The sequence below is a fragment of the Halostagnicola larsenii XH-48 genome (genome assembly GCF_000517625.1).
Classification (GTDB): domain Archaea; phylum Halobacteriota; class Halobacteria; order Halobacteriales; family Natrialbaceae; genus Halostagnicola; species Halostagnicola larsenii.
Genome location: NZ_CP007055.1, coordinates 556,823 through 569,230, shown reverse-complemented (window position 1 = coordinate 569,230; position 12,408 = coordinate 556,823). Strand labels below are relative to the sequence as shown.

The following is a 12,408-nucleotide window of genomic DNA, read 5'->3' as shown; positions in this document are numbered from 1 at the left end:
TCTGATAGGGTTTTCGAGCCGAGCCGTTCTTCCGCGGGAGATGCGACCGCCGCAGTCGATCAAAACCGCGGCGCTCAGTCGGACGTGCCGGACTCGAGTCGTCGTTCGGGCCAGGGCTGGGCGGCCTCGAGAACGGCTGACTGATCGATCGACGCGTCCACCCAGCGCGGAAGCCGGCGATCCGGGCCCGGCGACTCGATCGCTTCGGCATAGCGCTCGAGTTGGTCGCGCTCGGCGTCGGCGTCGTAGGAGAGATCGTTGAACCGCGCGTCGGCCTCGTACTGGGCGATCAGCCGGCGGCCGCTTTCGACGTACCGATGGGGAAGCGTTCGATACGCCGGATCGACGCCGCGTTCTTCGAACACGCGCAACAGTTCGGCGGCCACTTCCCGGCTCATTCGCTCGAGTCCGGCGTCGCCCGTGACCGAGCGGTGGTCGTGCTCGTGGCGGCCGAGGTCGACCTGCGCGGTTCCCTCGAAGCCGGCGTACTCGAACGCATCGCCCAGCGTCCCGACCTCGAGTCCCCACGCTCGAGGCGCTCTGAGTCGGTTGATCAACGCTGCGGACGCGGCGAATTCGCCGGCGAGAGCGTATCGGAACGAGTCGAGATATGCGACGATCGGCTCGTCGTGGCGGCGCGCTATCGCGCGAACGAGCGGTTCGTAAAACAGCCGGAACAGTCGCCCGTAGAGGGTGTCGTCCTCGACGCGGGCGTAGTAGCCCTTCGTGAACTCGAACCCGTCGGTTAGCGGTGCCAGCAGGCGCGCGACGTGATCCCCGTTGTAGCTCCGCGCGTCCGCGTCGTGGACGACGACGTACTCGCAGGCCTGGGCCGCCGGGCCGAGCGCGAGCCAGACGTCGCGGCCCTTGCCGAAGCCGTTATCGAGACCGACGGTCGCCAGTAGCTCCTCGACGGCAGGGGCGCTACACCAGAGTACCGTCAGCGTGAGATCGAACGACTCGAGCCAGGTGCGAACCGCGCCGATCCGGTCTGCTGACGCGCGAACTGGAACGAAGACGGCGGCCGGGTCGACGACCTCGAGTTCCGAGAGGACGCGCTCGGCCGCGGGACTCTCGAGTTCCCGAGCGGTCATCGGGACGACGACGGCCGTTTCCGCGAGCGCGGCCTCGACGTCGCCGACCCGCGGCGTCGAGCCGAACTCGTGGAGCGTGGCGATCCGCTCCTGAACGTATTCCATCGATGGATACTTCGAGCGAACCATCAAAACGGCCACGACTCCGGCGAGCCGCGTGGGGCCGGATGACACCCGTCAGGTGCGCAGTTTTCCGAGTATATCGGACCGGGAGTCAGCTCGAGGCGCCATCGGGAAGCAACCCGCCCGACCAGAGCGCGACCAGTACGCCGATCAAAACGACGAGTCCGGCGGCGAGTCCGGCGAAGACCGTATCGAAGCTGAATCCAACGTCGACGAGGCCGCCGACGAGAACGCTTCCGACGGCCTGTAGCGGCATCATCGCGCTGCTGAAGACGGCGTACCCGCTTCCGCGGTGGGTGTCGGGCAGTGACGCCAGAATGTAGGTGTCGGTCGCGGGAAACAGACTGTGCATGACGTAGCCGATCACCGCCGACACGAGGAAGACGGCGAGGATGCTCTGGGCGAGGATCAATCCGATGAGACAGATGACGAAGCCGGCCAACACGGCGAGCATGAGCGGGACGAACGGGACCCGGTCCGCAATGACCCCGGTGAGCCAGAACGCGGGTACGCCGGTCGCGAAAACGACAGTGAGCATGATCTGAGATATCCCCTGTGAGAATTCCTTCGACTCGACGAGATAGCTCACGTACATGTTGAATACGCCGTTCCAGACGAGGCCAGCGAGACCGACGATGGCGATCCCGGTGAGGATGATCCGCCACTGTGCGAACAGCGCTTCGGAGAGGTTCAGATCTGTCCGGTCGGTGCCGGGGAGATCGACCCGGCGGGCGGTCAGGTAAAACGCGAACGCAGAGAGTATCGCCCCGGCTGCCAGCAGGAGAAAGATCACCCGCCAGGGATCGATCGGGAGAGTCGCTATCGCGTAAATGCCGGCGACCAGAAGCGGCGCGACGACGGCCGCGAGCTGGCTCGCCATGCCGTTGATGCCGATCGCCCGGCCCGGGCGGTCGGGAAAAAGTTCGCTGACGAGCGGCATCGCGGAAACGTAGTAGACGCCGCTGGCGATCCCCATCAACAGCGCACCGACGTACAGGACGCCTAACGAGTTCGCGGTGGACGCGAACACCGAGCCGCCTGCGAGGACGAGTCCGGTCCCGAGCACCACCCACCGCCGTGGCACTTTCGTCAGAAGGTATCCCGTCGGCAGTCGGGGGGCTGCGCTGCCCACCCAGGCGAGCGTCGCCAACAGGCCGACGGCTCCCGTACTCACGGCGAATTCGGTTTGAAAGGGCTCGAGTAGCGGTGCGTAGATCATCCGCCCGAGATTGACCAGAAAGACGAGCCCGCACAGTGACCCGAAGACTGCCGTCCGACCGCGACCGCGCTGGGTCACCGGTTCGTTCATACGGTACCTGTTGGTCGCTGGCAAGTCATGCTTTCGAATCGAAATAGTAATTGACAGCGAGAGAGACAATAACAGCCCGTGTCTTTTTCTCCCCGACCTTCGTAGAGACTTCTATGCAATCAATCCGGAAGGCACTTCGAAAGGGAGACCTCGACAAGGATACCTACGAACGAGTGGTCTGTGCTGACTGCGAGAAGCCCCTCAAGACGGAGAACGATCCGGACTCGATCGAGACGATTCGTATTTGTCCGGACTGCGATACGAGATGGAAAGAGATCCGGTAACCACCGAGTCGTCAGACTGCTTCCACCATCTCCTTTCGTCCGCCCTCCACCGACGCTTCTTCTCGAACTACACCGCCCGCCTGGAGCAAGCCTTCCATTAGGATCGATCGCCAGACATCGCGGCAAACAGCCGGTCCTCGAGTTCGACGCGGCTGATCCCATCCGATGGGCCGATGCCGCGCATGTGCTCGACCGACAGCTGGCCGCCACCCATCCGCGCGTGACCGCCGGCGTTGGCCATCGGAATGTCACTGACGACGTGACGTAGGGTTTCGCCCATGTGAACGCGGTCGTCGCGCGACCGCCCCGAGAGGTGCAACGTGCCGTCGTTTTCCCCGTAAACGACGACGGCCGTGACTCCCTCGAGGTGCATGAGTTCGTCCGCCGCCTGCGGAATCGCGTCGACGTTCTCGATCGTTCCGACGTCGCAGGTGGCAAACGAGCCCTCGACGCGCTTTTCGGTGATCGCTTTGGCCTTGATCTGTAACACGTCGTCGCTGACCTGCGGGTTGGCGATCCGGTCGAGATCGTCTTCGTCGATTCCCGAAAAGAGAAACGCACACGCGTCGAACTCTGCTTTCGAACACCCTTTGGTCAGATTGTTCGTATCGGACTGGATGCCGTAGAGCAGCCCGGTCGCGAGTTCGGGCGATACCTCGAAGCCGCCCTCCGATTCGTCATCGTCGTCGGCCATCGTTGCGTCCATGTCCTCGAGATACTCGACGATGATCGTCGACGCTGCGCCGTAGTCGGTACGAACGTCAGTAAACGACGTTCCAGCGCCGTTTCCGGGATGGTGATCGACGACGACGACCGGTTCGACCGTCTGTGCCCCCGTAAATCCGCGTGGGGTGTTGTGATCGACAAGCACCACGGTGTCGGAGGCGAGATCGGAACTCGATTCGACCGTCTCGAGGTCGAGGTCCAAGACGGTCCTGAACGCGCGGTTTTCCTGGTGTCGTATTTCGCCGGAGTACTGGAGGGTGGCGTCGGTGTCGACTTCGTCTGCGATTTCGGCGACACCCATCGCACACGCCATGGCGTCGGGGTCGGGGTTCGGATGCATCAACACCGCTACGTCGTCGTGGGAGGTCAGCACACGTTTGAGACGGGTCCCCGGCGGCCGTCGAAACCAACGAACGAACCCCCACCCACCGAATACAACGCCAACAGCGCCGAGAACCACGAGCGAAAGGACGAGCGGGTCCGTCGATGTAGCGAAATTCACAGCGTCGTCGACCGCTAACGCGCTCTCACCACCGAGCGCGTTTGCCAGCAAACGGACTCCTTGATAGCTCATATCCCACTGTTAAATCGAGCCACCAAGAATTTTCCCCCATCTGACTGGTTAGTAGCCAAACTGTATCGGAAGTAGTATTCGGATACCGACTACTCGGAGGTATACGCATCGATTGCGTCTCGATATCCCGACCGAAACGTCGGATACACGAACTCGTACCCGAGATTTCGGAGCTTCTCGTTCGAACAGCGTTTGCTGGTTCGAATACGACGCTTGGCGGCGGGAGAAAGCGCCTCGCCCTCGAGGCGTTCGGCTTTCGTCCGCTTGGGCGGGTCGGCAACGCCCGCGGCCTCCGCGAGCCAGTCCGCGAACGCCCACTTTTCGGCTGGTTCGTCGTCGACGACCTGGACGACTTCGCCCCGAGAGAGATCCTCCTCGAGCAAGTATCGGACGGCACCGGCCGCGTCGTCGCGGTGGACCATGTTCAGGTAGCCCGCCGTCACCGGCCCCTCAAGGTAGCGCTCCAGTCGGTACCGGTCCGGCCCGTACAGGCCCGCGTACCGGGCGACGGTGCCTTCGAACCCGTACTCTGGCGGCTCCTCGAGGGCGACGCGTTCCGCCTCGGCGAGGACCGCCGTCTTCTCGGTGGTCGGGTCAATCGGCGTCTCCTCGTCGACCCAGTCGCCGTCGTGATCGCCGTGTACGCCCGTCGAGGAGGTATAGACCAGCCGATCCGGCGGATCCTCTCGCGAGCCGAACGCCTCGATGGCCGTCTCGAGTCCGTCGACGTACACTCGTCTGGCGGCCGTCGCACCCCGTCCACCGCTGCTCGCGGCGAAGACGATCGCGTCGACCGACGGGATCGACTCGAGATCGTCTTCGTCGGTGATATCCGCTCGAACGGCTTCGAAGCCGAGGGATTCGATCGTCTCGAGACCCGCTTCCGAGCGGCGAACGCCGATCACCTCGTGGTCGCGCTCGGCGAGCTGTCCGCCCAGCTCGCAGCCGACGTACCCGCAGCCGAGAATTGCAACTCGCATACGCGTAGTCGGGATCGATGCCCCATAACGCCACCGCTCGGACGCTTACTCGCTCGAGAGAGTCTCTTCGCGGTCGCCGGCGTTCGCATCAACAGCACGTCCCATATTGCTGGCGCTCTCATCGGCAGCGTTTTCGTCGGTAGTGCTCGCGTCCGCAGTCTCCTCGTTGTCGGCGACGGTTTCGTATTCGCCGACTGTTTCGCGTTCGACGAGTCGGTATCGTCCGGTACCGATCAGTCGAACGCGTTCTTTCTCATGGAGGCGCTCGCAGGCGAGTTCGACCGTCATCGGGTGATCCTCGAGCGCGGTCGCGAGGTCGACGACGTCGAGCGGACCCCGCTCCGCAAGGTGTCGGAGGATTCGTCGTTCAGTCGTCATTCGGTGCTCCCCGAGATCGGTCTCATCGGCCGTTCTGGTGTTTTTCGTAGACATCGAGTATCTCCGTGTAGCGTTTCCGAATAGTCACGCAACTCACGTGAGCGGCGTCGCTGACGGCCTCCTGGGTGATATCCTCGTTCGTCAGCCGACCGGCCGCGTACAGCGCCGCAGCGGCGATGCTCGCCGGGCTTCGGCCGCTGTGGAGGGCGTCAGCTTTCGCCGCCTCGAGGAGTTCCCGCGAGCGCTGTTCGGCCTCGTCGCTCAACTCGAGTGCCGAGGAAAACTGCGGGACGTACTGGAGCGGATCCGCGGGCTCGAGTCGAAGATCGAGCTCCTGGGAGAGATACCGGTAGGCCCGCTGGATCCGAAGCTTTTCGACGCGGCTCACCGTCTCGAACTCGACTAACGTCCGCGGGGTTCCCTGTTGGCGCGCACCGGCGTACAAACTGGCCGTCGCCATGCCCTCGATCGATCGGCCGGGGAGCAGTTCGTGCTCGACGGCCTGTCGGTAGATGACGCCCGCCGTTTCCCGACACGGTTTCGGGAGGCCGAGCGCCGAGGCCATCCGGTCGATTTCGCCGAAGGCTTGCTTGAGATTTCGCTCCTGAGCGTCCTTGGTGACGAATCGTTCGTCCCAGGTTCGCAGTCGCTGGAACAACTTTCGCTTTCTCGCGGAGAGTTCCTTCCCGTAGCCGTCCCGGTTTCGCCAGTCGATCCGCGTGCTGAGTCCGTTGTCGTGTCTGAGTTCGCTCATCGGCGCGCCGACGCGGCTGCGGGATTCGCGCTCCTCGCTGCTGAACGCGCGCCACTCCGGGCCGCGGTCGAGCGTTTCCTCGTCGACGACGAGTCCGCACTCGCGACAGGCCGTTTCGCCGTGATCGGCGTCGCGGGCGAGATCGCCACTGCACTCCGGGCATTCGGTCCTCGAATCCGCGGGTTTCGTTCGGTCCGCGGATTCGGTCGTCTCGACCTGCGGGGGCGTCCTGGTGCGTATCTCGTTCATGATATGGCAGGCACCGGCCGTCGCGCCGGAGCTTGTGTTCGTCTAGCACATTCGGAGCGAGGATTAAGAGGGAGCGGCGGATTCCTATTCGCTGGGAATCCGACGCCCTCGAGGCCCAGATCACGTCGAAAACGCCATACTACGGCTCAAAACCGTCGGCGACGGACGGTACGACGAGGCCGGCAACACGATCGAAAATCGGCAAAATGAGCGGCGACGCGAAGTTGGATCGAACCGACGCTGATGCTCGTCTCTCGCAGGGACAGATCGAGAAACGCGGCTCGAGGACCGGTCGTCCGTGCTAACCGCCGATCGCCGCGATTTCGTCCTCGAGCCAGTCGCTGAACCAGCGGACGCGTTTGAGCCGCTGATGGGCGATGCTCTCGGCCGCGTCGCTTTCGACGCGACTTGCGGCCTCGAGACCGCGCTCTAAGACGCGGTCGACCATCTCCTCCGAATCCATGTGGGTTCGCGCTTCGTAGCCCATGCGCAGGAGCATCAGCGCGATTCCGTTCGCGCCGACCTTATCGAGCAAGTCCGCCTCGATGAGACACTGGGTCTCGAGGGCGAGGTCGTCTAAGTCGCCCTGATAGGAGTGGTACTCGACGGCCCGACAGACCTGCGAGACGAACGATTCGGGGTACTCCCCGCGGGACTCGAGGTACTCGCGGGCGACGCGAGCCCCGGCTTCGGCGTGGAGTTCCTGATCGGTCTCGAGTTTGGCCACGTCGTGGAACAGGCCGGCGACGCGCGTGACGTCGACGTCCGCACCTTCTTTCTCCGCGATCTCTTCAGCGAGTGCGACCACGTTGAGGATGTGGTTGTGTCGGTACTCCGCCGAGTGCCAGGGGTACCATCGCATTCGGCCGCCCTCGTCTTCCTTCTCGACGCTGGCCGCCAGGTACTCGAAGACAAAACGCTTCATCGCCTCGAACTCGGCGTCGGTGACCCTGGTTTCTTTTATTTCGACGCCCACGAGAGATCCCTCCGCAATAAACGAATGATAGTCATTAGCGGGATATACGGTCGTTTCGCTCTTTAGCCTTTGGTTCGGTCCAGTTTTATGGAGAGCGATTACCGCGGCCGGACAACGACGGGACACGAGGGGGTTCGTCTGCTCGGAGTCGCCCGCGCGCTAGAGATTGACACATTCTCAGGAAAGACCGTTAAAGTCAAACAGACGGCCGGAAAACGTACTGTCATGAGCAGCGAACAGGAAGCGGAGTCGATTCGGTGTCTCGTCTCGAAAGTCGGGCTCGACGGACACGACCGCGGGGCACACGTCATCGCTCGAGCGTTCCGCGACGCCGGATTCGAGGTCATCTACTCCGGACTGCACAAGGCTCCGGACGAAATCGTCCAGGCCGCGGTGCAAGAGGACGTCGACGTGCTCGGTATCTCTATTCTCTCGGGGGCCCACAACACGCTCGTCCCGAAGATCATGGACGGTCTCGAGGAGTACGACGCCAAGGACGACACGCTCGTCCTGGTCGGCGGCGTGATCCCTGACGAGGATCGCCCGGAACTCGAGGAGGAGGGCGTCGCCGCCATTTTCGGCCCCGGCACCTCGATCGAGGAGACGATCGACTTCGTCCGCGAGAACGCCCCGCAACGATGAGCACCCCGGACGAGCAGCTGCTCGAGGAACTGCTATCGGGAAAACATCGCGCGCTCGCGCGGACGATTTCGAAGATCGAGAACCGGGCGCCGGGCTACCGGGATCTCGTCTCGAAACTGTACGCACATACCGGCGAAGCGGACGTGATCGGCATCACGGGGAGTCCGGGTGCCGGCAAATCGACGCTGGTCGACAAACTCGCCGAAACCTACCGCGAGCGCGGCGAAACCGTCGGCATCATCGCCATCGATCCCTCCTCACCCTTTACCGGCGGCGCGGTGCTCGGCGATCGCATCCGGATGGCGTCGACGGTCGGTGACATGGACGTCTTCGTGCGCTCGATGAGCGCCCGCGGCACGCTCGGCGGTCTCTCGACGGCGACCGCGGACGCGGTCAAGGCCATGGACGCCTTCGGCAAGGACAAGATCATCATCGAGACCGTCGGCGCGGGCCAAAACGAGATCGACATCGTCCGCACGGCGGACACCGTCGGCGTGCTCGTCCCGCCCGGCTCCGGCGACGAGATCCAGACGCTCAAAGCCGGCATCCTCGAGATCGCGGACGTGTTCGTCGTCAACAAAGCCGATCGACCGGGGGCCGACCGAACCGTCAAAGAACTCAGAGAGATGATCGACCTCGGCGAGGGGAGCGGGTTCGGCGGCGGGGGCGGCGGCCACCACGGGCCAGCCGATACGGACGCGGCCGGGCACGGTGCTGACAAATCGGCGGACGCCGACGAGTCGGACGGGGGGACGAACTGGCGACCGCCGATCGTCGAAACCGTCGCGACGAAAGGCGAGGGCATCGACGACCTCCTCGCGGAATTTCAGAGTCACCAGACGTACCTCGAGGAATCCGGCGAGCGGGCGGAAAACGAGCGCCAGCGCTACGCCGAAGAGATCAGGACGCTGCTCAGAGAGGACGTAAACTCGCTGCTCGAGGACGAGCTTCGACGCGCCGGCGGGATCGAGGCGGTGGCCGAAGCGGTCCGAACCGGCGAGACGGATCCGTACGTGATCGCCGACGAACTCCTCGAGCCGGTCGAAGACTGTCTCGAGCGCCTCGAGACCGAGCGGGTGCCGGGGAACCAGTCGCGATAGGCGGTTCCGCGGCCGTCGTAACTGTCTCAACGATGGCGAGCCGAGCGCTGCGCCAGAGACGGCCCCATCGACGGCCGCAAGTTGAAGGGCATCGACGACGAATTGCTGGCTATGAAGCTTCGAACAGCACTCGCCGGAGCGCTGGGAACCGCTGGCGCAGCCGTCCTCGGAAACCGCCTGCTCAGGCGACGGGCGGGCGAGCTCGAGAATCCGCTTCCGGGCGTCGAACGCACCTACCGGTGGCGGGGGATGGATATCTCCTATACGGTCGCGGGCGATCCGAACGCGCCGGATATGCTCCTCTGTCACGGCATTCACGCGGCCGGGAGCACCAACGAGTTCGAGCCGATTTTCGAGCGACTCGCGGAGAACTACCACGTGATCGCCGTGGACCTCCCCGGGTTCGGCCGATCCGATCGGCCGCCGCTGGAGTATTCGGCCCGGCTGTACGCCGATTTCATCCGCGAGTTCGCAGCCGACGTGACCGAGTCACCTATCGTCGTCGCGTCGTCACTGACCGGCTCGTTCGCGGCCGACGCGGCCGACGACGCCGATTTCGAGCGATTGGTGCTCATCTGTCCGACGGCAGAAACTGGAACCGAGCGGCCGTGGCTCCGGACGCTGTTTCGAACGCCGGTCGTCGGCACGACGCTTTTTACCCTCCTCTCGAGCAAGCCGTCGATCCGGTACTTCTACGACCGCGACGGCTACTACGATTCGGCGAACATCGACGAACAGCAGGTGTCCTACGGCTGGCAGAGCGCCCATCAGCCCGGCGCGCGGTACGCGCCCGGCTCCTTCGCGGCGGGGACGCTCGATCCGGATCCGTCGTTCGACCTCCAGACGGAACTCGCCGCCCTCGAGACGCCGACGACGCTCGTTTGGGGCCGAGACGCGGAACTCGTGCCCCTGCGCGACGGGCGCGATCTCGCCGAAGCGGCCGATCTGGACCTGGTCGTCATCGACTACTCGACGCTGTTGCCCCACGCCGAGCATCCCGAGAAGTTCGTCGAGTACCTCGCCGCGGAGCTTCCCCACCTCGAAGAATAACGATCTCCCTCGAAGAATAACGATCTCCCTCGAAGAATCGTCGTTTTCCCCGATACCAGGCCCTCGAGTTCCCGCTCAGTCCTCGATCTCGAGCGAGTCGAGAACGAACTCGTCGATGGCTCGGCGGGCCTGTTCGGGGGCGTCCTCGTGACCCAGCGAGATTCGTCGCCCGCGCGCGGCGTGGATGACGTCGGTGATGAGTTGGCCCATCTGCCGAGCGTCGACATCGCGAAAGACGCCCTGTTCGATCCCCTCCTCGATGACCTCGACGACGCTTCCGCGGAGTCGCTCGTAGTGTTCGTTGAAAATCTCCCGGTGTTGGTCGTCGTTCTGGGCCTGGGCGTAGAGTTCGTGGTACACTTTCATGCGGTCCCAGTGGGTGAACTCGCCGAACTCCGGGCCGAACAGACACTGGTCGATGCGAGCGTCGAGTTCCGTCCGGAGGTCCGCGTCCGCCTCCACCTCGACGCTGCCTTCGTACTGGTCGATGACGTACTCTAAAAACGACGAGAGCAGGTCGTATTTCCCGTCGTAGTGGTAGTGGATGACCTGCCGGGTCAGCTCCATCTCCTCGCCGATATCGCGCATTCGCAGATCCGAGTACCCGTGCTTGCTCAGCGCACGGAAGGTCGCCTCCATGATCACCGCTTCGGTGTCCTTGGCGGAAACCTTCCCGTCGGACTCGCTCATACGCGTACTCTGGTGAGAACGCCATATAATTCGATTGCTCGAGGAGCACACGGTACTGGCGAGGTTTACCGTACAGTAAATTTTTATCCTCGTGGTAAGACTAGCCATGTGCACATGTCACGAACAATAATCCAGAACGGGACGGTGGTATCGCTCGACCCGGAGATCGGGACGCTCGAGGACGCGGACGTACTGATCGAGGAGGGAGAAATCGTCGATATCGGGCACGGGTTGAGCGCGTCGAACGCGGACGTGATCGACGCGACGGACCGCATCGTCATCCCGGGGTTCGTCGATTCGCACATTCACCTCTGGCAGACCCAGGTGCGGGGGATCGCCGGCGACTGGTCGCTGATGGGCGACTACTTCGACGATATGCTGGGGAACATCGCCGGGCTCTACCAGCCCGAAGACATGTACCTCGGGAACCTCTTCGGGGCGCTCGAGAAACTTCACACGGGGACGACGACGGCGCTCGACTGGTCGCACGCGATCAACACGCCCGAACACGCCGAACGCGCCGTCGACGGGTTGAAAGACGCCGGACTGCGGACGCTGTACGCGTACGGGCCGCCGGGCAACGACGCGGCGACGTGGTGGTTCGACAGCACGGAGGGCCATCCGGACGAGGCCGTCCGAAAGCTTCGCGACGAAAAGATCGTGGACGACGACCTGCTCTCGCTCGGGCTTGCGCTTCGCGGTCCCGACTTCACCACCGAGGAGGTCGCCCGGAGCGACCTCGAGCTCGCGCGTGAACTCGGCGTCGTCGCGACGATTCACATGGGCGCCGCGTGCTGGCCCTCCTCGATCTACGGCGAGGACTACCAGGGTTTCGGCGCGATTTCGGACATGCTCGGCCCCGACGTGAACATTGCCCACGCAAACCACTTCTCACAGGAGGACATCGACCACGCCGTCGAGCAGGGCGTCTCCTTCTCGGCGACCCCGGAGGTCGAGATGCAGATGGCCCACGGGATCCCGGTGACGGGGAAGGTTCTGGAAGCTGGCGGGCAGCCGACTTGGGGCGTCGACGTCTGTTCGGACATCAGCGGCGACATGGGCGCGCAGATGCGAGTGGGCCTGCAAGTCCAGCGGATGCTTGACAACCAGAAGATCCTCGAGAGCGACGAGGAGGTCACCAGCGTGCGATTGACCTGTCGGGACACCCTCGAGATGGCGACCATCGAAGGCGCGAAGGCGCTGGGCATGGAAGACGAGATCGGGACGCTCACGCCCGGCAAGCGGGCCGATATCGTCACGATCAGAACTGATGACTTCACGACCGCGCCGTCTCACTCGCCGATCCAGACCGTCGTCTTCCAGTCGGACCCGTCTCACATCGATACGGTGCTGGTCGACGGCGAACCGGTCAAACGCGACGGCGAACTGCGCAATCCCCTCGTACACGAGGAGTTCGATCGATTCGTGGAGTCCGGTCGGCGCTTGATCGACGAGGCGGGGCTGGATCTGTAACGCTTG

General features: G+C 63.9%; 13 protein-coding genes. 5 read left to right on the top strand and 8 right to left on the bottom strand.

The annotated features are described in order from the left end of the window. Positions 1 to 74 precede the first annotated feature (74 nt). Both HALLA_RS02750 and HALLA_RS02745 read right to left on the bottom strand, forming a co-directional pair. The gene (locus HALLA_RS02750) at positions 75 to 1,199 is read right to left on the bottom strand and encodes a glycosyl transferase family 2 (RefSeq protein ID WP_049953986.1); all 1,125 of its coding nucleotides are present in this window, start codon (positions 1,197 to 1,199) and stop codon (positions 75 to 77) included. A 109-nt stretch (positions 1,200 to 1,308) separates the two neighbouring features. Continuing rightward, positions 1,309 to 2,526 carry an MFS transporter gene (locus HALLA_RS02745; RefSeq protein ID WP_084568911.1) on the bottom strand — a complete coding sequence of 406 codons (1,218 nt, stop codon included), beginning with the start codon at positions 2,524 to 2,526 and terminating at the stop codon, positions 1,309 to 1,311. A gap of 113 nt (positions 2,527 to 2,639) precedes the next feature. Here HALLA_RS02745 and HALLA_RS20910 point away from each other — a divergent pair, with 113 nt between their 5' ends. Further along, a complete protein-coding gene (locus HALLA_RS20910; RefSeq protein ID WP_169732104.1) occupies positions 2,640 to 2,810 on the top strand; it encodes an HVO_0758 family zinc finger protein in 171 nt (56 codons plus the stop codon). Between the two features lie 97 nt (positions 2,811 to 2,907). Here the strand turns inward: HALLA_RS20910 and HALLA_RS02740 are convergent, their stop codons facing one another. From HALLA_RS02740 to HALLA_RS02720, 5 genes are all read right to left on the bottom strand, one after another. Further along, positions 2,908 to 4,110 carry a DHH family phosphoesterase gene (locus tag HALLA_RS02740; protein WP_049951951.1) on the bottom strand — a complete coding sequence of 401 codons (1,203 nt, stop codon included), beginning with the start codon at positions 4,108 to 4,110 and terminating at the stop codon, positions 2,908 to 2,910. 89 nt (positions 4,111 to 4,199) lie between these two features. Beyond that, a complete protein-coding gene (locus HALLA_RS02735) occupies positions 4,200 to 5,090 on the bottom strand; it encodes an SDR family oxidoreductase (RefSeq protein WP_049951950.1) in 891 nt (296 codons plus the stop codon). A gap of 45 nt (positions 5,091 to 5,135) precedes the next feature. Continuing rightward, on the bottom strand, positions 5,136 to 5,522 hold the full coding sequence (locus HALLA_RS02730) for a hypothetical protein (RefSeq protein WP_049951949.1): 387 nt from the start codon (positions 5,520 to 5,522) through the stop codon (positions 5,136 to 5,138). Next, positions 5,491 to 6,471 carry a transcription initiation factor IIB gene (locus tag HALLA_RS02725; RefSeq protein WP_049951948.1) on the bottom strand — a complete coding sequence of 327 codons (981 nt, stop codon included), beginning with the start codon at positions 6,469 to 6,471 and terminating at the stop codon, positions 5,491 to 5,493. Before HALLA_RS02725 ends, HALLA_RS02730 begins: the two co-directional genes overlap by 32 nt. Before the next feature lie 301 nt (positions 6,472 to 6,772). After that, positions 6,773 to 7,447, bottom strand: a complete 675-nt coding sequence (locus tag HALLA_RS02720; RefSeq protein WP_049951947.1) for an HD domain-containing protein — start codon at positions 7,445 to 7,447, stop codon at positions 6,773 to 6,775. 225 nt (positions 7,448 to 7,672) lie between these two features. On the opposite strand from HALLA_RS02720, the gene HALLA_RS02715 reads away from it, so the two are divergent. The 3 genes from HALLA_RS02715 to HALLA_RS02705 all read left to right on the top strand — a co-directional run bounded on the left by HALLA_RS02715 (position 7,673) and on the right by HALLA_RS02705 (position 10,239). Further along, positions 7,673 to 8,089 carry a cobalamin B12-binding domain-containing protein gene (locus HALLA_RS02715; RefSeq protein WP_049953984.1) on the top strand — a complete coding sequence of 139 codons (417 nt, stop codon included), beginning with the start codon at positions 7,673 to 7,675 and terminating at the stop codon, positions 8,087 to 8,089. Then, a complete protein-coding gene (meaB, locus tag HALLA_RS02710; protein WP_049951946.1) occupies positions 8,086 to 9,189 on the top strand; it encodes a methylmalonyl Co-A mutase-associated GTPase MeaB in 1,104 nt (367 codons plus the stop codon). The genes HALLA_RS02715 and meaB overlap by 4 nt, the downstream gene beginning before the upstream one ends. 111 nt (positions 9,190 to 9,300) lie before the next feature. After that, positions 9,301 to 10,239 (top strand): alpha/beta fold hydrolase, encoded by a 939-nt coding sequence (locus HALLA_RS02705; RefSeq protein WP_049951945.1) that lies wholly within the window; start codon positions 9,301 to 9,303, stop codon positions 10,237 to 10,239. Positions 10,240 to 10,314: 75 nt separating this feature from the next. On the opposite strand, the gene HALLA_RS02700 is transcribed toward HALLA_RS02705, so the two are convergent. Further along, on the bottom strand, positions 10,315 to 10,929 hold the full coding sequence (locus HALLA_RS02700) for a TetR/AcrR family transcriptional regulator (protein WP_049951944.1): 615 nt from the start codon (positions 10,927 to 10,929) through the stop codon (positions 10,315 to 10,317). Positions 10,930 to 11,043: 114 nt separating this feature from the next. On the opposite strand from HALLA_RS02700, the gene HALLA_RS02695 reads away from it, so the two are divergent. Next, positions 11,044 to 12,402 carry an amidohydrolase family protein gene (locus tag HALLA_RS02695; RefSeq protein WP_049951943.1) on the top strand — a complete coding sequence of 453 codons (1,359 nt, stop codon included), beginning with the start codon at positions 11,044 to 11,046 and terminating at the stop codon, positions 12,400 to 12,402. The last annotated feature ends 6 nt before the right edge of the window (positions 12,403 to 12,408 follow it).

Excerpts from the sequence above, each read along its gene's own strand:
- HALLA_RS02750 (WP_049953986.1), bottom strand. The coding sequence starts at position 1,199 with ATGGAATACGTTCAGGAGCGGATCGCCACGCTCCACGAGTTCGGCTCG.
- HALLA_RS02745 (WP_084568911.1), bottom strand. The coding sequence starts at position 2,526 with ATGAACGAACCGGTGACCCAGCGCGGTCGCGGTCGGACGGCAGTCTTC.
- HALLA_RS20910 (WP_169732104.1), top strand. The coding sequence starts at position 2,640 with ATGCAATCAATCCGGAAGGCACTTCGAAAGGGAGACCTCGACAAGGAT.
- HALLA_RS02740 (WP_049951951.1), bottom strand. The coding sequence starts at position 4,110 with ATGAGCTATCAAGGAGTCCGTTTGCTGGCAAACGCGCTCGGTGGTGAG.
- HALLA_RS02735 (WP_049951950.1), bottom strand. The coding sequence starts at position 5,090 with ATGCGAGTTGCAATTCTCGGCTGCGGGTACGTCGGCTGCGAGCTGGGC.
- HALLA_RS02730 (WP_049951949.1), bottom strand. The coding sequence starts at position 5,522 with ATGTCTACGAAAAACACCAGAACGGCCGATGAGACCGATCTCGGGGAG.
- HALLA_RS02725 (WP_049951948.1), bottom strand. The coding sequence starts at position 6,471 with ATGAACGAGATACGCACCAGGACGCCCCCGCAGGTCGAGACGACCGAA.
- HALLA_RS02715 (WP_049953984.1), top strand. The coding sequence starts at position 7,673 with ATGAGCAGCGAACAGGAAGCGGAGTCGATTCGGTGTCTCGTCTCGAAA.
- meaB (WP_049951946.1), top strand. The coding sequence starts at position 8,086 with ATGAGCACCCCGGACGAGCAGCTGCTCGAGGAACTGCTATCGGGAAAA.
- HALLA_RS02705 (WP_049951945.1), top strand. The coding sequence starts at position 9,301 with ATGAAGCTTCGAACAGCACTCGCCGGAGCGCTGGGAACCGCTGGCGCA.
- HALLA_RS02700 (WP_049951944.1), bottom strand. The coding sequence starts at position 10,929 with ATGAGCGAGTCCGACGGGAAGGTTTCCGCCAAGGACACCGAAGCGGTG.
- HALLA_RS02695 (WP_049951943.1), top strand. The coding sequence starts at position 11,044 with ATGTCACGAACAATAATCCAGAACGGGACGGTGGTATCGCTCGACCCG.